At 60.5% G+C, this 20,695-nt stretch carries 16 protein-coding genes and 5 pseudogenes; 16 read left to right on the top strand and 5 right to left on the bottom strand.

Annotated elements, in window-relative coordinates; all coding sequences use genetic code 11:
* Positions 1-215: 215 nt before the first annotated feature.
* Positions 216-956, top strand: a complete 741-nt coding sequence (locus A3AS_RS43795) for a hypothetical protein (RefSeq protein WP_018320328.1) — start codon at positions 216-218, stop codon at positions 954-956.
* Between the two features lie 39 nt (positions 957-995).
* Here the strand turns inward: A3AS_RS43795 and A3AS_RS0125185 are convergent, their stop codons facing one another.
* Together A3AS_RS0125185 and A3AS_RS49210 are read right to left on the bottom strand one after the other, a co-directional pair.
* Positions 996-2,066: an IS3 family transposase gene (locus A3AS_RS0125185; protein ID WP_245283276.1), complete on the bottom strand. Its 1,071-nt coding sequence runs from the start codon at positions 2,064-2,066 to the stop codon at positions 996-998.
* Positions 2,033-2,185: pseudogene (locus tag A3AS_RS49210) on the bottom strand (transposase); the annotation flags it as partial. The pseudogene A3AS_RS49210 and the gene A3AS_RS0125185, both read right to left, overlap by 34 nt.
* 382 nt (positions 2,186-2,567) lie before the next feature.
* Here A3AS_RS49210 and tnpB point away from each other — a divergent pair.
* The 6 genes and pseudogenes from tnpB to A3AS_RS0125150 all read left to right on the top strand — a co-directional run bounded on the left by tnpB (position 2,568) and on the right by A3AS_RS0125150 (position 10,470).
* Entirely contained in the window at positions 2,568-2,915 is a 348-nt protein-coding gene (gene tnpB / locus A3AS_RS0125175; RefSeq protein ID WP_018320325.1) for an IS66 family insertion sequence element accessory protein TnpB, read from the top strand.
* A 45-nt stretch (positions 2,916-2,960) separates the two neighbouring features.
* A pseudogene (locus tag A3AS_RS0125170) lies at positions 2,961-3,164 on the top strand (IS66 family transposase); the annotation flags it as partial.
* A gap of 533 nt (positions 3,165-3,697) precedes the next feature.
* Complete coding sequence (locus tag A3AS_RS0125165) at positions 3,698-5,224, top strand: Wadjet anti-phage system protein JetA family protein (protein ID WP_018320323.1); 1,527 nt, start codon at positions 3,698-3,700, stop codon at positions 5,222-5,224.
* Positions 5,217-5,855: a DUF4194 domain-containing protein gene (locus A3AS_RS0125160; RefSeq protein WP_018320322.1), complete on the top strand. Its 639-nt coding sequence runs from the start codon at positions 5,217-5,219 to the stop codon at positions 5,853-5,855. Before A3AS_RS0125165 ends, A3AS_RS0125160 begins: the two co-directional genes overlap by 8 nt.
* Positions 5,852-9,289, top strand: coding sequence for an SbcC/MukB-like Walker B domain-containing protein (locus tag A3AS_RS0125155; protein WP_018320321.1), 3,438 nt, complete (start codon positions 5,852-5,854; stop codon positions 9,287-9,289). Before A3AS_RS0125160 ends, A3AS_RS0125155 begins: the two co-directional genes overlap by 4 nt.
* 2 nt (positions 9,290-9,291) lie before the next feature.
* Positions 9,292-10,470, top strand: coding sequence for a Wadjet anti-phage system protein JetD domain-containing protein (locus tag A3AS_RS0125150; protein WP_018320320.1), 1,179 nt, complete (start codon positions 9,292-9,294; stop codon positions 10,468-10,470).
* A 119-nt stretch (positions 10,471-10,589) separates the two neighbouring features.
* On the opposite strand, the gene A3AS_RS49205 is transcribed toward A3AS_RS0125150, so the two are convergent.
* Positions 10,590-10,733 (bottom strand): hypothetical protein, encoded by a 144-nt coding sequence (locus A3AS_RS49205; RefSeq protein WP_245283275.1) that lies wholly within the window; start codon positions 10,731-10,733, stop codon positions 10,590-10,592.
* Positions 10,734-10,780: 47 nt separating this feature from the next.
* Between A3AS_RS49205 and A3AS_RS49200 the strand changes: the two genes are divergently transcribed.
* Complete coding sequence (locus A3AS_RS49200; protein WP_026202332.1) at positions 10,781-11,002, top strand: hypothetical protein; 222 nt, start codon at positions 10,781-10,783, stop codon at positions 11,000-11,002.
* Positions 11,003-11,316: 314 nt separating this feature from the next.
* Here the strand turns inward: A3AS_RS49200 and A3AS_RS43790 are convergent.
* Positions 11,317-12,412, bottom strand: a pseudogene (locus tag A3AS_RS43790) (aminotransferase class V-fold PLP-dependent enzyme).
* Between the two features lie 396 nt (positions 12,413-12,808).
* On the opposite strand from A3AS_RS43790, the gene A3AS_RS43785 reads away from it, so the two are divergent.
* Positions 12,809-13,960: a diaminopropionate ammonia-lyase gene (locus A3AS_RS43785; protein WP_018320318.1), complete on the top strand. Its 1,152-nt coding sequence runs from the start codon at positions 12,809-12,811 to the stop codon at positions 13,958-13,960.
* A 29-nt stretch (positions 13,961-13,989) separates the two neighbouring features.
* Here the strand turns inward: A3AS_RS43785 and A3AS_RS0125120 are convergent, their stop codons facing one another.
* Entirely contained in the window at positions 13,990-14,472 is a 483-nt protein-coding gene (locus tag A3AS_RS0125120) for an Lrp/AsnC family transcriptional regulator (RefSeq protein WP_018320317.1), read from the bottom strand.
* A gap of 458 nt (positions 14,473-14,930) precedes the next feature.
* Here A3AS_RS0125120 and A3AS_RS50115 point away from each other — a divergent pair, with 458 nt between their 5' ends.
* From A3AS_RS50115 to A3AS_RS0125080, 7 genes and pseudogenes are all read left to right on the top strand, one after another.
* The gene (locus A3AS_RS50115) at positions 14,931-15,212 is read left to right on the top strand and encodes an extracellular solute-binding protein (protein WP_371260715.1); all 282 of its coding nucleotides are present in this window, start codon (positions 14,931-14,933) and stop codon (positions 15,210-15,212) included.
* Between the two features lie 8 nt (positions 15,213-15,220).
* Positions 15,221-15,496: pseudogene (locus tag A3AS_RS0125105) on the top strand (ABC transporter permease); the annotation flags it as partial.
* Positions 15,497-15,638: 142 nt separating this feature from the next.
* Positions 15,639-16,694 (top strand): M24 family metallopeptidase, encoded by a 1,056-nt coding sequence (locus A3AS_RS0125100; protein WP_371260714.1) that lies wholly within the window; start codon positions 15,639-15,641, stop codon positions 16,692-16,694.
* A gap of 37 nt (positions 16,695-16,731) precedes the next feature.
* Positions 16,732-17,859, top strand: coding sequence for an ABC transporter ATP-binding protein (locus A3AS_RS0125095; protein ID WP_018320312.1), 1,128 nt, complete (start codon positions 16,732-16,734; stop codon positions 17,857-17,859).
* A 29-nt stretch (positions 17,860-17,888) separates the two neighbouring features.
* Positions 17,889-18,665: a M20/M25/M40 family metallo-hydrolase gene (locus tag A3AS_RS49195; RefSeq protein WP_245283274.1), complete on the top strand. Its 777-nt coding sequence runs from the start codon at positions 17,889-17,891 to the stop codon at positions 18,663-18,665.
* A gap of 13 nt (positions 18,666-18,678) precedes the next feature.
* A complete protein-coding gene (locus A3AS_RS49190) occupies positions 18,679-19,287 on the top strand; it encodes a hypothetical protein (protein WP_245283273.1) in 609 nt (202 codons plus the stop codon).
* A gap of 460 nt (positions 19,288-19,747) precedes the next feature.
* Positions 19,748-20,230, top strand: a pseudogene (locus A3AS_RS0125080) (nuclear transport factor 2 family protein).
* The last annotated feature ends 465 nt before the right edge of the window (positions 20,231-20,695 follow it).

The following is a 20,695-nucleotide window of genomic DNA, read 5'->3' as shown; positions in this document are numbered from 1 at the left end:
TAGTTAGCGGAATTTCGGCTCACGTTCCCAATCGCTCACAAGATTTCCACGGCACAAAACTCGCACAAAATGCCACAAAAATTCAGACGGAAAATCGCGTTCTGTCGCCTCATGGCCGCGAGGCTGGTTGGGGTAGCTCGGCAGTTGCGCCAAACGGCTAAGAGCTGACAAATTTGAAAGGCGCAGAACCCGTATATTCTCGCCAGGTCCGAACAATGAAAATTACGTTCGACAGCAATTCTTGGGAGAAGGTTTTTGATCCGCTCGATCACGATTGCGCGCCGGTTCGGGCAGCGCTGTCGAGCGGAAGAATAACCGGGTTCATTTGCGACGCGGGCTTCCGAATTGAAGCAATCCGCAAACGCGAGCGCGCCGCCTATTTTGCTGAACCCGCGATGGAGGTTCAGTTTCCGTTTTCTACCGTAATCAAGAACGGCAAGCCCTACGTTCAGATCATGTCGGTCGGGCCGAAGAACGAGGTCCACCCGGGCTTGCCCGAGGTCCAAGCCTTCAAATTGAAAAGCGCACTTGCCGCGGGCGTCCGGCTTATGCGTGGCGGGGCTTGGTTGGGACTGCCTTCTCCCGTGGACATCCTCGATCCTGCACTTTTCGTACAGACCAGCGATCCTGAAGGTGAGCAACGTCAAATCGACGCTGCGGCCCGCATTGAAGGCCGGGGCGTCGGCAAGGCTGCGTTTGACGCTGCTGGCGGTTGGAATGCGCAGCCTGGCGCGTCCTACAATGAAAAAGTGTTCGCAAAGGCATGCGCTGAATGGGCTGATGGAGAACTGGTTGCCAGCCATATCGCTTATCGGAACGATCTTTTATGTACGAACGATCTGGCGCGCGCCGCGGGCAAGTCCATTTTCGATGCGACAAACAGGGCGTGGCTCACCACTGAGTTTGGGGTTCAATTCGTAACCTTAGCGGAGCTTCTGAAGCTGCTAGGCCCATAGCGTGCCAGCGGCTCATGCCTTTGACCTTGCTCCCAAGTTTTATCCAGTCCTGAGTTCGCCCGTGCCGTTGGATTTGCCCGGTTGGGCGGTGGGAGCGACGGGGGCTGGCGCGGAGCCTTCGGCATAGCGCAGCGCCAGATCCCGGCGCGGGTGGCAGGTCATCGCGAACTCGGACGGGGTTCTCCATCCGAGCTGCGAGTGTGGTCGTGTGTCGTTGTAATCGGCCCGCCAACATCCAAGTGTGACGCGGGCTTGTGCCAGTGACGTGAACAACGTCTCGTTCAACAGCTCATCCCGCAGCCGGCCGTTGAAGCTCTCGATGAAGGCGTTCTGCATGGGTTTGCCCGGCGCGATGTAGTGCCATTCGACGCGGCTTTGGTCGGCCCACACCAGGATGGCGTTGCTGGTGAGTTCGCTGCCGTTGTCGCTGACCACCATCCTGGGCTTGCCGCGCTCGATCATCAGCCGGTCCAGTTCCCGCGCCACGCGGACGCCGGAGAGCGAGGTGTCGGCCACCAGCGCCAGGCACTCACGGGTACAATCATCGACGACAGTCAGGATGCGGAAGCGGCGGCCCTCGGTCAGCTGATCCGACACAAAGTCGAGCGACCACCGGTCGTTCGGCGTCATCGGAACCAGCATCGGCGCCCTGGTCCCGATCGCCCGCTTTCGGCCACCACGGCGGCGCACTGTCAGCTTCTCTTCCCGATACAGCGGGAAGAGCTTCTTGTGGTTGATCAGATACCCCTCCCGCTTGAGCAGAACATGCAGCCGCCGGTAGCCGAAGCGGCGGCGCTCCTGGGCGATCGCCCTCATGCGCTGGCGAAGGCTCGCATCGTCAGCCTGGGTCGTCCGGTATCTCATGGTCATGCGGCAGCAGCCGATGGCTTTACACGCCCGCCGTTCGCTCATCCCATGGGCATCCACCAGATGAGCGACAGCTTTCCGCTTCCCCGCGGGCGTCACCACTTCTTTCCCAGGAGATCCTTCAGCGCCGCATTGTCCAACATGGCGTCTGCCAGAAGCCGCTTCAGCTTCGTGTTCTCGTCCTCCAGCGACCGCAGTCGCTTGGCCTCCGAGACGTCCATTCCGCCGAACCTGGCCTTCCATTTGTAGATGCTGGCGTCGCTGACACCATGCTTGCGGCAGAGATCGGCGACCGGAACCCCGGCTTCGTGCTCCTTCAAAATCCCGATGATCTGTTCTTCCGTAAACCGCCTGCGCTTCATGCTCTGGTCCTCGTCTTGGGCCAGAACGAACTTCAAACTGGATTAAGCCCGAGGGGCAAGGTCACCTTGCAAAAACGAGGCAAGAAGCTCGAAAGAGATCGTCTGATACCGCGACTGGTCTCGCCGAGGTCGTCATCGCTCCGGCGCCTTTCGACGCTGGAAGAATCGGGCGGCGCAATGTCTATTACGATAAGGAGCCGGCTCGATGAACGGCAACACGGTGACGACGCATTGATGCGGCACGATCGACGACGGCGTCGGCGCGTCGACGGAAGAGCCAGGGCATCATCGAGATTGATCTTGGTAGCGGACACCGCATCCGGGTCGATGGTGAGGTTGATGGAGACGCGCTACGTCGAGTTCTCGATGCCCTGGTGCGCCGATGATCCCGGTTCCGACAGGCGCGCGAGTGTGGCTCGCGACAGGCTACACCGATATGCGCAGAGGCTTTCCGTCGTTGGCACTCCAGGTGCAGGAGGTGCTGCACAAAGACCCGCTCAATGGTCATCTGTTCGTCTTCCGTGGTCGCCGCAGCGATCTTGTGAAGGTGATCTGGCACGATGGCCAGGGAGCATGCCTGTTTACCAAAAGGCTCGAGAGAGGCCGGTTCATCTGGCCATCGGTTGCCGGTGAATCGGTAACGATCTCGCCGGCGCAGTTGGGCTATCTGTTGTCCGGGATCGATTGGCGCAACCCACAAGAAACCCAGCGGCCGACGCGGGTCGGATAGCGTTTTGTGGTTTGAATCTGCGGCTTGATCTGATTCACTGGATTCATGATATCGAAGCCGGACGATCTTCCATCTGACCTTGCGAGTGCCCTGGCGGCGCTGCAGGCCGAGCGTGAGGCGCGGCTGCGAGCCGAGGCGGTGGCTGCCAGTGTGCGGGCGGAGCTGTCGGACAACGAGGCGCTGATCGCGCATCTTGAGCTGCGGATCGAGAAGCTCAAACGCGAACGCCGTGATGTCCGCAAACAACAATAGGTCCAGCTTCGAGGGCGACTCGTGGACGTACTCGCCCTTGTCTCGGGCCGGGAATCCGATGAAGGCCTCCGCCTTCGCCATCCGGAACTCATCAGGACGTGGTCGGCCTCGAACAGGAAGATGGTCCGCAACTCATCGAGCATTTGGTCATTCGTGGGAGGTGAGGGATGCGCAAAGCAAAATATGCATAATGTTTGCATATATGCTTTTAATTGCTTCGCCGAAATCTACGTATGTGGAGAAAGCAAAATGATTTCAACAGCTAGGCAGTAGTATCGCTGGCCGACACCCGTCGAACCTTCGGGAGCCTAGAGCCGCTGAAGCCAGCGGCGGTGGGATCCCTGCTGCGACTTTCGGAGACTCGACAACGCCGGGACTGGAAAGCTATATCAAGAACATAGTAAGAACTATTCCCCTGGTTGCACCCTATTGAACCCACCCTCAACCACAATATTCTGCCGCATATCATGAGTTTAGGGGCCGACTTGATGAGTCCTTCGGGATGAAGCCGGTCCAAGGAGCAGCGCCCATTGTCCTTGTTCCGCCATTTGCATGACGAAGCGTTTCTGGCCTTTTCGCGCGATCACAAACACCTGTACGCAGCGTGTCTGCTCGACCTCCATGAGCGCTTTTTTTCGGGCGCGCCGGCGTTTCCGACGCCCCAACAGGTCGTCCACGCCGTCTACGACGTCATGCGAGCCAATCCTGCGTTGTGGAACGAGGGCGATGATTTCGGCGCGCTGCCGGAAATGATCTCGGCGGGCCGCCGCCGCATCCGGAAGGCGGATGTCGCGCTCGCCTCCGAGAAGGGCGACAAAGCACTCGGCCTGGCACGGCAGCTCTACGCGCGGTTACTCGCCTGGGGATGGCTCGAGGAGGAGGAATACGGTCTGAGGGTCACCGTCGACATGGCGATGGGACCACTCCTCGTCATCCAGCGGTTGGCTAGTCTCAACAAGGATCTCTCGCAGCGGTTCGGCGGACTGATCGTGCAGATCCGTCTCAATCTCGAGGCAGTCGAAAAACTCACGCCCGAGATCACCGACCGCAAGCAGCGCGAAGCCGCACTAGCTGTCCGCGAGGCGCGCAACCAGGCCGACCAGTTCACCAAGAGCTTGCGGGCAATTCTCGCCGACCTGAAGCGCATCCGCCGGACGGTCATGGAGTCGAAGACAGTGGGCACTCGCCTGGAGGCCTTCTTCGAAGAGTTCGTCGACCAGCTCTTGTTGAAGGATTTCGAGTCCATCCTGACCGTCAACCATCCGTACCGGTTCCGCGACGCCATCGTCGACCTCGCCCGACGGGTCTCCTACACCCCCGAGACCATGCAGGTGCTCGCCGAGGAATACGTGGCAGCCAGTATGGCATCCGATGTCGAGGACGGGCGAATGGCCGCTGCGGACGATCTGTTGGCGATCGAAAACATCTTCGAGCAGATCGGCGAGATGTTCGATCGGATCGAGACCTTCCGCAGGCAGCTCGAGGCCCGGGTCCGCAACACGATCAAATACGCCGAACGCGGAGCCCAGGGGCTCGTCGGACGGGCCGGCGACTTGGTACGTCGCTTGGACGCGCTCCTGCGCGACGGCCGGCACGACAAGGCGACCGTCGAGTGGAGCGTCGAGCCGCTGCGGTCACCCTGGTCGGAGCATCATCAGGCGCCGACCAGGCAGCCGCGCCGCCCCGTCGAGGCGAGGGCGCTCGCCGGACCGCCATCGGATCCGCTGTACGAGCTGCGCAAGAAACTCCGTCTCGAATACATCGCGCGCATCGCGCCGAACCCCGAGGACGTAAGACGCTTTCTCGAAGGGCAGGTACCTCCCTTCGCGACCAAAGAAGCCCGCTTCATGGAGATCGACACCGTGGACGACTTTCTCGCATTCGATTGCGCCCGTCGTTATGCGCTGACCGGCGAAGTGCCGGTGCAGATCGCCGCCGGATTCGAACTCGAGCCGTGTCCAGACACGCCGCCGCACGACAGCGACTGGCTTCGGTGCGCCAACTTCCTGGTCCGGCGTTCGGGCCCGCTCCGGAAGGGCAGGACGGTCCATGCTTAGCGAATTCGAGAACATCGAGAATTCCTCCGGCGCCGAGAAGGCGGCCGATCTCCGGAAGGCGCTGCACTTCCTGTTGCGCCGACAATTCGTGTTCGCGGGAGACCCCAGGACCGGTAGCGTCTTCAACACGATCATGGACGGCCGCTTCCGCGATGTGATTGACGGCTTCTTTGACAGTTGCGGCTATCGCGTGCATCGCGATCCGGAGGCGCAGTGGGCAGGCATCGTCGCCATGGACGAGGACGTGCCACTGCCCCGGATGAAGCTCGACGAAACCATCGTGGTGCTGGTGCTGGCGGCATATTGGCAACAGGAGGTCAACATCGGCGCGGTCGAAGATCGCGCGGTCGTGGTGGCGACCTTGAACGACCTCTTCGACCGTTATAGGGAGATGGCCCAGCACAGTGGCGGAGGGGCGATCTCCGCAGCCCGTTTCCGCGACATCCTGCGCGAGGTCGCCCAGCGCAACCTGGTCGAGATCGGCGACTTCGACGACGAGCAGCAGGATTGGGAGGTCAGAATTCGCCCGATGATCAAGCTAATCAGCGGCGGTGACGCCCTTCAGCGCCTGGAGCGTTACGTCCGCAGCGAGGAGGCTCGTTTCCCGCAAAGGGCGGGAGGAGAGACATGATGGAGCTCCGCCATCTCACGATGGTGAACTGGCATCTGTTCGATGTTGCCGACATCGAAGTGGCGGGTCACGTCGGCGTGCTCGGCGAAAACCGCTCCGGCAAATCGACGATCCTGGACATGGCGCAGGTCGTTCTCACGGGCGGCAGCCGCCGCTTCCTGCGCCTGAACGCGGTCGCCGGCGACAGCGGAAAATCTCGCAGCGCCTCGAAACGCAGCGTCGTCGACTACTGTCTTGGAGCTCTCGGCGAAGACCAGCGGCGGCGCGACGAGGCGCGCACCTACATCGCGCTCGGCTTCGAAGACGCGGACGGAGAGCGGCCGTCGGTCACCATCGGCATGGCACTGGAGGCCCGAAAGTCAGACACCAGGGAGATCGTGCTTGCACTGTTCGTCGCGGTTGGAGCGATCCTGACCTCCAAGGACTTCATCGAACAGAAAGGAAAGTCGCAGTACCCCGCGCAGTGGGACGACGTGCGCGCCAGGATCGTCGCCGCGGTCGGCGAGGCGAATTTCGTCAATCACCGCGACCGGGCGGGCGACTACGTCCGCGAGTACATGCGGCATCTCCTGCCGCACTCGCCGTGGGGCGAGCAGAACGCGAGCGCGCTGCAAAAGTCGATCGTCAACGCCATGACACTCGACCACAATCAGACCGCCACTCAGTTCGTGCGGAACTACATCCTCGAGGACAGTCCGATCGGGATCAAGGAGCTGCGCGAGTCGATCCAGACCTACCGCAACATCAGCGATACCATCCGGAAGATGCGCCTGAAGCTGGAGGCACTCAAGCAATTGAGGGAAATCCTGGCCAGCCTGGAGGCGACATTCGAAGCCATTTTCCGCGAACAGTGGATCGCCAAGCGCGCGGAATGGCTCGCTGCGCGAGCCGCCAACCGCGAATTCAGGAACAAGCTGCGACTGGCTACGGCCCAGCGCGACGCCGCCACTGGCGAACTCAAGTTCCTGGACGACGACATCAAGGCGATCGACGACGAGATCGAACGACTGACCGAGGCCATCGCCCAGCACGACGCCAAGACCGGCAGGAAGTCGCTGCAGCAGAGCGCCTCGGTAGCCGAGCAGGCAGCGCACCGCGCGACCTCCGATTTCAAGGCTCGGCTCGAGACCATCCGCCGGCTGCGGCCGCTGCGCGCGATGGCTGGCCACGGATTTGACGATCTCATTCCCGTCATCGAGAGTCTCCTTGCCGCCGCAGGGACGAGCTCCGTCACCTCAGTTTCCGGGGAGCTCTCTGCCGCGGAAGCTGCCGTGACGGGCTTGGGCGCGCAGCGGCTCGCGAAAGTGGACGAGGGGCGTCAGACGATCATCGCACAGGTGTCGAAGCTGCGCAGCGAGCGGAACGAGCTCCTCGAGCGGATCCGGCAGCATGCATCCGGAGGACCCGGAGCGCACCTGGAGGATGATACGAAACTCCTCTGCCAACGGCTTCGGCAGAAGGGAATGGCGCCGCGCGTGCTTTGCGAATTGATCGAAGTCGCTGAGTCCGAATGGGCAGGAGCCGCGGAGGCCCTACTTGGCCGCGACCGCGATGCGGTGTTCGTCGACCGGACGCAGATCGGAGTGGCCACGGGAATCTTCAAGGAAGGACGCCGCGAATTCCGCCGTACCTCCCTTGTGAGTCTCAATAAGCTTGAACAGTTCAGGGCCAAGCCGGAGCGAGGAACGTTCCCCTCGATCTTCCGGACACAGGATCCGGACGCGCTTTCGTTCATCATGCGCCGGTACGGCTCGGTTCGGCTTGCCGACACGCTGGACCAGTTCAATAGGCCCGGCCGCGCCATCATGAAGGACGGCCTTTACGACGACGGTCTCGTCCGGACGCATCGGTCGATCGACCCGTCGCAGCACAAGATCGGCAAGGCGGCGCAGGCGAGCGCGCTGCGCGCCCTGCAGGACCGAGCCGAAGATCTGGCGGACTCGTTGGCGCTGGCCGAAAAGGAAGCTCAAATCGCCGACAGCGCCTTCATGGCGCTGAAGACGCTCTGTGATGCCCCTTCCAACGACCTGAAGGCCGCAGCCACGGCGTTTGCCGCAGCCCAAGCCGAGGCAGCGGACGCGCAGGCGAGGCTTGCGGCCCTCAACGGCGCTAGCGACGGCGGCCTCCGGGACAAAAAGCTGGCCCAGCACCAACTCAAGCAGAGAAGGCTCGCCGAGCGCAAAACCCAGCAGGATGCCTTCAACAAGCACGACGGCGAGGTGAGGACAGCGCGAAGCAGGTTGAGCGATGGTGAAAACGTGCCTGGCTCTCAGCTCAACCTGAAGATCGCTTGGTCGCTCTTCGCCAAGAACCTCTCGCTCTACTCAGTGGCGAAAGGCCGCCCCGTGCACCGGGCGCGTCTCGACGCCCGGCCGCACAAGAACGAGGTCGAACGCCATCGCGTCATTGCGGAGAAGTCCGCCAAGGATGTCGAGGCGGCGAACGACAAGCGCAGGGAGATCGAGCGGGAGGTGCGCGAGGCGCTGGAGGTGTATTTCGGGGAGTTCGGCGTCAGCTCTCAGGTGGGCATCGAGAGCGAGCCTCTCCAGGAGGTGAAGCCCTGGATGACTCAGTTGATCGACGACATCGAGTCGAACGAGTTGCGCCAGTACGAACGGCAGGCGCGTGAAGCGGCCGAGAAGGCCGCCACGCTGCTGCGCGGGGAGTTCATCAACGCGCTGACTTCGCGGATCGGCAAGATGGAGCGGGATCTGCAGTCCCTGACCCGCAGTCTGCATGCCCACCCATTCCATAACGAGCGCTATTCGTTCCACCGGACCCAGGTGGTGGAATTCCAACCGATCCTGAAGATCATCGAGATCGGCAAGACGTCTCCGGAGGCGTTGGAGATGCTGTTCCGCGGCGACGTCCCCGACGACTTTCCGCACAAGGACACGATCCTGGCGCTCGAGGCGTTGCTCGAGGATCCCGACAAGGATTTCACCCAATTTGAGGACTACCGAAACTTCTATACCTTCGAAATCCATATGGAGGACGTCGCGACGGGGCGGTCGAGCCGCTGGGAGCAGCGGCGCGGCACCGGATCAGGCGCCGAACAGCAGGTGCCGATCTACGTGGCCATCGGCGCCTCGCTTGCGGCCGTCTACGGCAGCGCGGAGCGGCGTGCCGGAAAGCCTTCGGGTTTCGCGCTTGCCATGTTCGACGAGGCCTTCTCCAAGATGGACGGCAAGAACCAGCGGCAGATGATGAGCTTCTACAAGAATTTGGGGCTGCAGTTCGTGATCGCGGCGCCATTCGAGAAGCGGGTCGCGGTGCTGGAGCACATGGACACGATCGTGGAAGTGGATCGCATCGGCGAGCAGTCGAGGGCGACCGTGGTCGCGCTAAAGGAAAAGGCCAAGCGCGAACTGATGGCGATCGATCCGGATCTGATGTCCGAAGATGAGCTCGCCACGCGCCTTGCCGCCGAGTAGCCATGGCGCGGCGCTTCACTGACGCAAACGAGCTACTGAACGACCTCCTCGACCGGTACGAAGGCGGGGCCGCGAGCCCCATAGCGCATCCGGACTACGACGCGTTTTCTTCTGTGGTAGCTGCCGACACATTCCTAAAGCAAATCGCGCGCGCCGAAGAGGCCGGCGCAGTCAGTCTCGGAACGGGAAAGGGCGCCAGACGAGACCAGATCGCGCACGTCAGGCTGCGCGCGGCCAATGCGCTTTATGGCCATCTAGGTCGCGTTCCGGCCGGACAGCTCGCGCAAGATGCTGGTATGCGACTCGTCGCCGGCCTCGCCTTGGACGGGCGCCTGGTCGAGGCAATCCCGTCGATCACAGATGCTTGGGGAAGAGGGAAGAGCTGGCATGGATTCGGCTCGTCGGATGTCAACAAGCTGCGCGATGCCTTCGCTCTCGCTCAGGCGATCCTGGACAACAAGCATCTCGACGTCGATTACAAAACATTTTCACGAAGGACGGTGGGTTACAGCAAGACGCTCGAGCACATAGAAGGCGTCGTCGTGCGGCTTCTCAACGGAATTCTCGAATTTCCGCCCGGCGCCCGCCCGCGAGAGGCGCTGCGAACCATCGGGTTGGAGCGCTTCGCTCCGCCGCTCCTGATCGCGGGGCGGATTGATCTAGATGGGGCCGATCTGTCCCGCGCCTCACCCCACTATCTCGGAATTACGCCCAAGGAGGCGGATCGCATCCGCTTTCGGGAGCCTCCGACTTACGTCCTGACGATAGAGAACTTCGCAAGCTTCAACAGGCACATTGCCGAGGCGGACCCTGGTCGACTTGGCACGACGATGTACGTGGGTGGCTATCCTTCGCTCGCCACCCAACAGGCGCTGCGAACGATCGCGGGCATGGTGTCCGAACGCACGCCGCTCTTCCATTGGTCGGACATCGATCCGGACGGCACCTGGATCTTCCATACGATCGAGCGTGCCGTCGGTCGCCCGGTTCGACCCCATTTGATGAGCGTCGAAATAGCTGAAAGATTCGGCGAGGTGCCGTCGAAAAAGTCCGCCCCGGCGAGATGTCCGCCGGAGTCCGGGATTGCAGCTCTGGCGGCGTACCTGGCGAAGGAAGATGCCAAGACGCTGGAGCAGGAGGAGCTCGATCCCATCCTGCCTCTGCGTTTTTCCAACGAATAGAGGATGTTGGAGCGGCGTTGTCACTCGCTTTCTATTGGGCTCTCCTTCGGCAAGCTTCAGCTCTAGCGAATCAGCAGGACTTCCAAACTTGAACCGTGGTCCTCGACACCCTTCCATAATCAGCAGAAGCAGCAGCAGAGGCGGCGGATCAAGGCTTCGACGAAACCAAGCTTGTGAATGTGCTGACCGAAAAAAGGCCTGCCATAGGCAAAGACGCCGGCGCAGCCCAACGGGCCCATGGTCATGGCCATCTTGTTCGCCATGGTCTTCCTGGCGACCATGGTTTACGGGCCGCTCGGAGCGCTTCTCGTTGAACTCTTTCCGGTCCGCACTCCATAGAGGCGTTTCCGTAGCCCTGCAACTCGGAAACGGCTGGATCGGCGGATTCGTTCCGTTCGTCGCGACCGCGGTCGTCATTGCGACCGGTAACATCTTCGCTGGGCCCTGGTACACGGTGGTGTTTGCCGGCCTGACGGCGATCGTCGGTGCGCTGTTGTTGCCGGAAACTCGTGGCCGCGACATCAATGTCTGATCGGGTGCGATCTGCGACACGTGGGCGTCAATGTTTGGCGCCGCGGTGTCGTCGTACGTGCGGGCAGGGGGTGTCGCCGCGTTGCCGATGGCTTCGTGGTGGTCGGGGATGGCTTAGTTGGATGCTACCAGCACGGTGACAAGGAGTAACAGCCTAACGAAGCCTTAGGCCAGTAGCTTAGGCAGGTTCTCAGCTCTCGCGGGGTGGAAGCTGTCCAATTGTAAAGCGGCTTGCTTGCTGTCGTACCTTGATATGAGGGAGCTGCCCGATCGGGCGCCGATGCTTCCGACTAGGCAGCCTCGGCGAGGCTACCATCAACTGCTTATTCGGCGGACCGCCGACACGAGAGTTTCAACCTCCTGGAATGTATTGTAGTAATGCGGCGACGCGCGAACGACATCAGGAAGGTCTCTCCGCGTTGCGTCCAACGGGGTGCTTGTTGGCGGCGAGACTGACACATTGATTTTCCCTGCTGCCAACTGACGCATGACCTCGCGTGCACCCACGTTGCGAATTGTGAAGGAGACGATTGAAGCGGGACGTTCTCCCAGGTCATGAATCGACACTTCAGCGATTGCAGCGAGCAGTTCGCGCAGTCCATTCGCAAGCAGACGGCAACGTCGTTCGATTCTCTCGATGCCGATCGAAAGCGCGTAATCGACAGCTATCCCAAGTCCAAGCCGCGCTGCATAGTTTGCTTCCCACGTCTCGAATCGTCGCGCGTCGGATCTAAGTTCGTAGCGCTCAGGTCCAACCCACGGTGCTCCGAACAGGTCGATCATGGCAGGTTCGACGCCCTTCAGGAAATCGTCACGTATATACAGGAACCCTGTCCCGCGCGGACCGCGCAAGAACTTCCGGCCTGTTGCGGTAAGCATATCGCAACCAAGTGCACAGACATCGATCGGCATCTGCCCAACCGCCTGACACGCATCTAGCAAGTAGGGGATACCATGTCGGCGCGCGATCCGTCCCACGGCCTCAGCCGGATTCACGAGGCCGCCATTGGTCGGCACCCCACGTGATAGCGATCAGTCGTACGCGAGCATCAATCATACGCTCGAACGCTTGCGGGTCGAGAACACGATTTGCGTCGTCAGGGATGACCTCAACCCGTGCGCCGGTACGACGCGCTACTTGCAACAACGCAACGTAGTTGGCCGCAAATTCGGCTGAGGTCGTGAGAATTCGGTCTTCTGGGCCAAAGGAAAGCGAATAAAAGGCGCGCTGCCATGCCAGAGTGGCGTTCTCGGCTAGCGCGATCTCGTCCCGTCTGGAGCCGACGAGCCGGGCGATGCTGTCGTATACGCCGTCGAGGCGAGCGGTGTTCTCAGCGCTTGCCTCATAGCCGCCAATTACCGCTTCGCGCTGCAGGTATTCGATCATGCCGCCGACAACCTGCTTCGGCATCAATGCCGCGCCTGCATTATTAAAATGGAGTCGATTTGCGACGCCTGGTGTATCTTCTCGCAAACGATCCACGTCGGAATCGGAAAGATCCGCGAATTCCGAATAACCTGTCGGCTGTGAAAAAGACGGCTGCACCGGAAATCACCTTTCCTCAACTTAAGAACCCGTTCGGCCAAGTTCAGTGCACGAGTCTTCGAAGCGTAACTGGAGCTTCAGGCCCAAACCGGGCGTTTTACATCGAACAATGCCCAATTCTGTCATCGAGCAGCTCAAACTTTGCGGTAATCGCCATCGGGTTTCGCCAAAGTATGGTCTGACACGAGGGAGGACGAATTGCGAGCGCCCCTACAGCCTGTCAAGGCTGCATCGACCGATCCATCCAGCCAGCTTCGACCCATGCTGCTGCGTCCGTCCTCGGACCTAAAGCACATTCCTTGGTGGTGCGACCGAAACGCAGGGGAGGAGCCGCTCTGCCTGCTTCGAGCTTGTCCGCGCTACGCTCCTACCAAACTGATCTCTCTGCCGCGTACGGCCGAGAGGCTGGGCGTCGGCGAGATCTGGATCAAGGACGAGACACACCGACTCGGCATAGGCAGCTTCAAAGGGCTCGGCGGCGCATACGCGGTGCTGAAGCTCGCTATGAAACACGTTGAGGGACGGACGGGACGAGCGAGTCTGCCGGTAGAGTTGTTGGAGCCTGGTGTGCGATCCATGCTTTCCGAGCTCACATTTTCCTGCGCTTCGGATGGGAATCATGGTCGTTCGGTATCGGCAGGAGCGAGGCTCATCGGAGCGCGGGCTGTCGTGTATCTCCACGAAGGCGTGAGCGACGAGCGAGCCGCTCATATCTCCAGGCTCGGCGCTGCGATCGTGCGTGTGGCCGGAGACTATCACGACTCTGTCGAGGCCGCGGCCAAGGCAGCTTCGCAGGACGGTTGGATTGCTGTCCCGGATACAGTCGGGCCGGGAGAAGATGAGACTGCCTGCACGCTCGTGGTCCAGGGCTACTCAATCCTGATCGACGAAATCATTGCAGCGACGGCGGGACAACCAAAGCCATTTACGCATGTTCTGGTTCAGGCTGGCGTTGGAGGCCTTGCAGCAAGCGTGTTCGGCCACGGCTGGGCGCGAGGTCTATTCGGGCGCGATACCCATCTGTGGATCGTGGAGCCAGAACGGTCGGCATGCCTCTACGAGAGCGCTCATGCAGAGAGGCCTGTACGTCTTCCGTCGGGGCCGCCCACGAACATGGCCATGCTCGAGTGCCAGAGCCCGTCGTTGCTCGTTTGGCCCATCATCGAATCCATGTCCACTGGCTTCCTTACTGTCACAGACGAGCAAGCGGCCGATGCGGTTCGTCTACTAAATGCAGGCGTGTCCGACGATCCGCGTCTTCGGGTTGGCGAGTCGGGAGCGGCGGGATTTGCCGGTCTCATCAGAGCAGCTGGCGAAGATCGAGACAGGCTCGCACTCGGACAGTCTTCGAAAGTTCTGCTGTTCGCGACTGAAGGCCCCACAGACCTCTCAGCCTGGAGCGGGAGCCGTTAGGCTGCGGCAAAGAGAGCGCGCACGTCCAGTCAGGAAACGTCGAGATTGATGCGCGTCGTGAACTTGACTGTCTGCATCGCAACGAAGGTTGTGAACGACTTGATATTCTTGTCAGGGAAAAACGCCCTTTCAGTGAAAGCTCCATACTCTTCCATCGAATCCGTATTGACGACCAATATGAAATCGGCTGCCCCGGTCACGTAGTAACATTGCGTGACCTCGGGATAGCCGCTCATTCGGCTCTTGAAGGTGTCGAGCAGAGGAAGGTGTTCCTGTTCCAGAGCGACGAGCACAATTGACGTCACCCGCTTTCCCGTGACCGACGGGGCTACGATCGAAACATCAGACATGATCGCGCCGCTCTCGCGTAGCCGCCGTAGTCGACGCAGGCAGGATGTCGGTGACAGGCCTACACGCTCCCCAAGCTCTTCCGAGGTCTGCTGATTGTTCTCCTGAAGCAACATCAGCAACTTGAGATCGAGGCGATCGAGATCCGCGCGCGTGACGGTCATCCGAACTTCCCTCAAGATTGCAACTTTCCGGCACGGAGGAATGAAAAACGGAGAATTCCGCCGCCGGCACGTCACATTATATGCGCGAGCAGTGTCGGAGCAAGTGTCGTCATCAGGTAAAGGGAGAGCAGCTATGGTCGACATCGTGAGACGCAGACTTCTTCAGGGCACCGCGCTCATCGGAGGCCTTGCGGCGACGCGCTCGCTGTTTCCGGCTCCCGCGATCGCTCAAATTCCAAAGGCACCGGCGAAGTCGTCGTCTATGACGGCGGCGGGTCCTGGGGTGAAGCAAAGCGGATAGCCTATTTCGAGCCTTTCGAGCGCGAGACCGGCATCAAGGTGATCGCGCAACCTCGCACCGATACAGGAGCTGTGCGCGCGAGCGTTCTCGCGGGGGCGCCTCGTTATGACGTCACGATTCTGCCGGTGGTAAGGCGCCGACATTCGAGCGAGATAATCTGCTGCTCCCGATCGACTACGGTTATTTCGACAAGTCCGACCTGGAGGCGTTTTCTCCTGTCAAGGTCGGCAAGTTCACTGTGCCCGCGATCGTCTATTCACTCTTCATCGCGTACGACGCGTCGAAGTTTACATCCAATGCACCGAACTCATGGGCTGATGTCTGGGATGTCCAGAAATTTGCAGGCCGACGTTCGTTGATGGCCGGTACCTGGGCCTCCGATGGCGGGACGTTCGAGGCAGCGCTGATGGCGGACGGTGTTGAGCCCTCGAAGCTCTAACCACCTTACGGACCGTGACTTTGCCTCTTCTGTTTCCGACGCTCGCGAGCGCGGCGATATTCGCCTTCATCGTGGGCTTCGACGACGTGGTGTTTGGCCTTTTCCTGAGTGGGCCATCCGCGACCCCGCTGCCTACGCGAATGTGGGACAATATCCGCCTGGAGATCAGTCCGCAGATCGCGGTGATCGCTGTCTTGTTCCTGGCCGTGCTGGTTCTACTTTGCTTATTGCGTCTCTTTGTCGGAGCAGCCCTTGAAGGACGCCGGACGCAGGTTGGAGCTTGACAATGAAGATGACGACTTTGGGACGCGTCGCATCGCATTGGCACACGGGTGATCTCGTTGGTGTCGCTACGCTAGTTTAAGAGCAGAAAGTTTGTAACATGGTTCGCGATCTCACCTTCTCTGTCGACGAGTACAGGCGGCGATTGTTGTTGGTTCAGGCGCTGATGGCGGCTCGTCGCTGGACTGCGTTATTCTCGATGAACCGGAGATGATGGCGTGGCTGTCTAGCTACACCGTCTCTGAGAACCTCTGGCGTACATGCGTCGTGCCGGCCTCGGGCGAGCCCTTCCTTCTGGTTCGTAAGCTCGATATACCGCCGGCGCGCCAGCGGAGCTGGATGGAAGATATCGTCGGCTTCGGCGACTGGGATGATCCGCTGGTCGCCCTGGTAGATGCCTTGCGCGAGCGGAGCATCACCCACAAGCACATCGGTGCCGACTTTCAATCGAACTCCTTCACCGTTCAGCGACACAATCGCCTTCGCGAGCTTCTCCCTGGCTCCGACATTCGCGATCTCGAACGCTCTGCATGGAGCCTCAGAGGACGAAAGTCGGCCGAGGAGATCGCCCATATGAAGCGCGCGGGTTCCCTTCTGGACAGCGCCCTGCAAGCGACCGTGAGGGAGATCGAACGTGGAAAGAGCCAGCGCGATGTCGCGGGGGCCGCTGCAAGCGCCTATTACAAACTCGGGTTTGACGATGGCTTCGTCGGTCCGCTGAATGTCGGATCCGGCTGGGACTCTCTACACGGATTTCTCGAAGAGCGACCTCTGGCGGACGGTGACATCGTTCGCATCGAGCTCCTGCCTCGCCTGCGCTTCTATACTGTTCGCATTATGCGTTCTGTCATCGTGGGGCGAGCAACCGATGAGCAGAGGGCGGCTGCGGAGACCCTAATCTCGCTACAGGACCAGCAAATTGCTGCGCTTCGGCCTGGTGCGGCAGCTGCCGACGTCGATCGCATCGTGCGGGAAGGTGTTGTGGCGGCGGGCTTGCGTGATTCCTACGACAATATCACCGGCTATACGCTTGGAGTGACGCCACTCGTCTCTCAGCATACGAGTGATCTATATCGGTGCTTCACTCCCCACTCGGACTGGGTGATTGAGGAGGGCATGGTCTTCCACATGTATACCTCGGCCGCAGGTCTTGCGATGAGCGATTCCATCGTCGTGACCAGGAGCGAGGCGAACGACTGACCAAGACGCCACGCCAGATCTTCGAAACGGACGCAACATGACAATGATTGCAGCGATGACCGCTGAGCATTCGGCTAGTATTCCTGTGTCCAGCAAGGACAAGCGGGGCGCGGTGTCGGTCGACGCGATCACCAAGATGTTCGGTTCGGTGAAAGCAGTCGACGGCGTCTCGTTGTCGGTAGAGCCCGGCGAGTTCGTCGCCCTGCTCGGATCCAGTGGGTCCGGGAAGTCCACGCTCCTGATGATGATCGCTGGCTTCGAGATTCCTTCTTCGGGCGATATCAAGCTTGATGGCGTCCGGATCAACGATGTTCCCGGACATCGCCGTGGTTTTGGAATGGTGTTCCAGAACTATGCACTCTTCCCGCATATGACCATCGCGGAGAACATTGCGTATCCTCTTCGTAGACGCGGCATGAGCGGCCGCGATGTCGAACGTGAGGTCACGAAGGCATTGAAGCTGGTCGCGCTCGACGGTTACGGTGCGCGGCTTCCAAGCCAGATTTCGGGAGGGCAGCAGCAACGTGTCGCGCTGGCCCGTGCATTGGTGTTCCGTCCGCCTCTTCTGTTGATGGACGAGCCGCTCGGGGCTCTCGATCGCAAGCTTCGGCAGCAGCTTCAGATAGAGATCAAGCTGATCCATAAGGAGGTAGGCAGCACCATCATCTTCGTCACTCACGATCAGGAAGAAGCCCTGTCAATGGCCGATCGCGTGGCCGTTCTTGAGCATGGCCGCCTGCAGCAGTTCGGATCTCCTCGTGAACTGTACGAGGAGCCGGCTACGGCCTTCGTCGCTGATTTCATCGGCGAGACGAATTTCTTGCCCGCCGAGCTAAGCCGGTCTGGCGAAAATGTTGAAGTAGCAACGCCGGATCTCGGGCTGCGTGTTGACCTACGCAAGGAGCAGGTGCTCTCTCAGCAGGATCGAGGGCTGCTCGCAGTGCGCCCCGAATTTATCCGTTTGGAGATCGATGACGAGGGCAAAGCGACGGTGCTGGAGTCCGCGTACACCGGCACCAACCAGAGCGTTTTGGTGCAAGTGGGCGGGCTGAGGCTGACCGCGCGGATTCCGGTCAAGCCAGGACGGCCGCTATTCCAATCCGGTCAGCGGGTCCGCGTTGAGATCGAAGCTGTGCATACTCGCGTGTTTCCGGCCGCCCGTTGAGGTCCCTTTGGCGTAAGGAGGTGCCCTAGATGAGCCGGAACGCCGCAATCTCGCGCGCGAGAAGCCATCTCGATTCTGGGGACTTCGAGACCGTGCTTTCGCGGCTCGTCGCCATTCGTTCCGAGAGTCAGAATCCGGAACGAGCACTTCAGATAGTCGAATATCTCAACGAACTCCGCTGCATGCTTGAAGAGCTCGGCTGCGATTGGCAGCATTTGACTGCTGCAGGCACGGATTTCCTGTATGCAGAGCGCAGAGAAGCGGGAGCGTTACTGACGGTGCTCGGATATGGGCACGGCGATGTGGTTCGAGGAATGGACGAATCGTGGGCCACAGAAATATCGCCTTGGCGCCTCGCAAAGCTCGGTGATCGCTGGTATGGCCGTGGTATCGCCGACAACAAAGGACAGCATGCCATCAATATTGCCAGCCTCCGCGCTGTCCTCGAGACGAGGGGTCGGCTGGGGTTCAACCTGAAATACCTCATAGAAATGGGCGAAGAGGTCGATTCCCCTGGCCTCCGCGAACTATGCACGACGCACAAGAACCTCCTCTGCGGCGATCTTTTCTTGGCGTCTGACGGACCCCGTCTATCCGAGCATCGGCCTACTATATTCCTGGGCTCGCGCGGATGTGTCACATTCGACATCTCAATTGACGCGCGCGAGAGCGCATGGATGCGGCCGGTCGGAGAGACGATCGTGGCCAGGGCATGCGCAAGTATTATTCGGGCAATTGGGGCGGTCTGCTTTTCCGATCCTGCAATCCAGCCTGATTCCAGAATGGCTTCCAGGTGGGCTGCCTGACTCCGTCCGGAGGGTGCTTGCCGATTGTGTCGTTGACGGAGGACTTGGCGGGCCTGATATCGATCCGGCTTGGGGCGAGCCGGGACTGACTCCGGCAGAGCAGGTGTATGGCTGGTGCTCGTTTGATGTTCTCGCCGTCACTTCCGGAAATCCGCAGGCGCCGATCAACGCCATTCCCCCGAGTGCTTGGGCACGGTGTCAGCTCCGCTTCGTGGTTGGCGTTGATCACGAGGATATTTTACCGGCGCTTCGACGACACCTCGCGAAGTCCGGTCTCGACATGGTGCAGGTGACACTTAGCCCAGACGATGGCATTTTTCTTGCCACGCGCCTCGATCCTTCGGATCCCTGGGCTAGGTGGGCCCAAGCATCGATCGCTCGGACGACGCAGAAATCGCCGGCAATCTTGCCCAATTTTGCAGCATCGCTTCCGAACGACATCTTTGCCAACGTGCTGGATTTGCCCACGTTGTGGGTACCCCATGCCTATCCTGGATGCCGGCAACATGCAGCCAACGAGCATCTGCCGATCGGACTCGCGCGTGAAGCTCTGGAGATTATGGCGGGGCTATATTGGGATCTTGGTGACCCAGATACCTTGCCTTCAGTTCGACGAGGATGAGCTGATCGGCTGCGCTTTGCTGGCGCCCGTAGGCCGGGTGATCGCTTTTCCGCGAAGGCCGTTGCGCATTTTCGAAGTACCGCTTCCCGGCTGATACGCCAAGCTCCGTCAAGGCGGCGCCGAGTGCCATCTTTGAATTCGCACGCTGAAGGGGGCAAAGCACATGGGTGATGCATCGGATCGTCATGGCTTCGCCGGCAAGAGTTGCAATTGCTGCGAGCTTGGTCCTGCTCAGCCGAGCCTTGAGGCTGCCGTCTCGAACCGAGTCGAGCAGGCGCTGCTGCAGGGTCTGTTTCCGCAGCCGATGTTGCGGCGCAAATTGTTGCCAAAGCCCTCGCATTAGCATTCGTGATCGAGTTCAGCCTCGGGACTGTCATTGCTGCACGGAGAACAAAATCTCACGATAGGCCTCACGAGGGTGACCCATTGCCCCCTTGACTGAAGAAAGGAGCCATCTCAGATGTCCTCAACTCCCCCTGAGATATCGGAGGTCGAAAGCAAGTGAAACGACGGCGGTGCGCTCGATGCGCTGATCGACTTTTTATCGCTCTTCAACGCGCGGGACCTCGATGGTCTCGCGGTAAATTGGGCGGAAGGCGATGTGCCGAGCATGGACAATCCTATTAGCGGAATTCGTCGCGGTTGGCCCTCCATCCGTAATGGCTGTGCCAAGCTGTTCGGAGGAGCCGCAGTCGTGAACGTGACGTTTTATGACTTTTCCTCGCAAGGTGGAAGCGACTGGCACCTCTTCGTGGGGCGTGAGAAGGGCGCCTGCAAGACACCGTCGACTACCATCGACCTGCGCTTCCGAACTACGCGCTGGTTCACGAGGATGAACGGCGTCTGGAGGCAGCTCCGTCATCACGGATCGATTGAGGATCCCGCTCTGCTCGCCGAATATCAGCGAGCGATCTTCGGCTCTCCTCTACAGAAGCCGGTGTGAGGCCTCAAGCCAGCCCATCCCATGCAGGCTGGTCTGCCCAATCTGTGAATCGCTGACTTCGGAACCCGCATCTCCGCACACCGAGAGCGTTGGGTCGCTCGCGCGGATAAGCCGGTCTCCGGGTTCAATTTGCGCGACGCGCAAGTAGAAGCGTAGCTCCCAGGTTGCTGATTCCGCTCGATGTCGCCCACCATTCCGGAATGATCTCGCCCACCGTTCCGATTTGATCTCGCCCGCCATTCCGAGATGATCTCGCCCACCATTCCGGGATGATGTCGCCCGGGGTGACGAGGCCTCTTCTGGGTCCGATACGGTCCGCCTTTCGGCTTTGCGAAGGGGGACCTGGATGCCGACGGAGAGGTTTGCGATGCGCCATGTGCGCGATGTGATCAGATTGAAGTCGGCCGGGATGCCGACCCGCGAGATTGCGCGGCGGGTGGGGACAGCCCCTTCGACGGTGCGGTT

This window comes from Bradyrhizobium sp. WSM2793 (genome assembly GCF_000379585.1).
Lineage (GTDB): Bacteria > Pseudomonadota > Alphaproteobacteria > Rhizobiales > Xanthobacteraceae > Bradyrhizobium.
This window is presented reverse-complemented; position numbering and strand designations above follow the sequence as displayed.

Bases quoted from the DNA above. Each gene is read 5' to 3' on its own strand.
- A3AS_RS49195 (WP_245283274.1), top strand. From the start codon at position 17,889: ATGAGCCGGAACGCCGCAATCTCGCGCGCGAGAAGCCATCTCGATTCT.
- A3AS_RS0125095 (WP_018320312.1), top strand. From the start codon at position 16,732: ATGACAATGATTGCAGCGATGACCGCTGAGCATTCGGCTAGTATTCCT.
- A3AS_RS0125160 (WP_018320322.1), top strand. From the start codon at position 5,217: ATGCTTAGCGAATTCGAGAACATCGAGAATTCCTCCGGCGCCGAGAAG.
- A3AS_RS0125150 (WP_018320320.1), top strand. From the start codon at position 9,292: ATGGCGCGGCGCTTCACTGACGCAAACGAGCTACTGAACGACCTCCTC.
- A3AS_RS0125185 (WP_245283276.1), bottom strand. From the start codon at position 2,066: ATGGAAGGCCAGGTTCGGCGGAATGGACGTCTCGGAGGCCAAGCGACT.
- tnpB (WP_018320325.1), top strand. From the start codon at position 2,568: ATGATCCCGGTTCCGACAGGCGCGCGAGTGTGGCTCGCGACAGGCTAC.
- A3AS_RS0125155 (WP_018320321.1), top strand. From the start codon at position 5,852: ATGATGGAGCTCCGCCATCTCACGATGGTGAACTGGCATCTGTTCGAT.
- A3AS_RS43795 (WP_018320328.1), top strand. From the start codon at position 216: ATGAAAATTACGTTCGACAGCAATTCTTGGGAGAAGGTTTTTGATCCG.
- A3AS_RS49205 (WP_245283275.1), bottom strand. From the start codon at position 10,733: ATGGCGAACAAGATGGCCATGACCATGGGCCCGTTGGGCTGCGCCGGC.
- A3AS_RS43785 (WP_018320318.1), top strand. From the start codon at position 12,809: ATGCTGCTGCGTCCGTCCTCGGACCTAAAGCACATTCCTTGGTGGTGC.
- A3AS_RS0125120 (WP_018320317.1), bottom strand. From the start codon at position 14,472: ATGACCGTCACGCGCGCGGATCTCGATCGCCTCGATCTCAAGTTGCTG.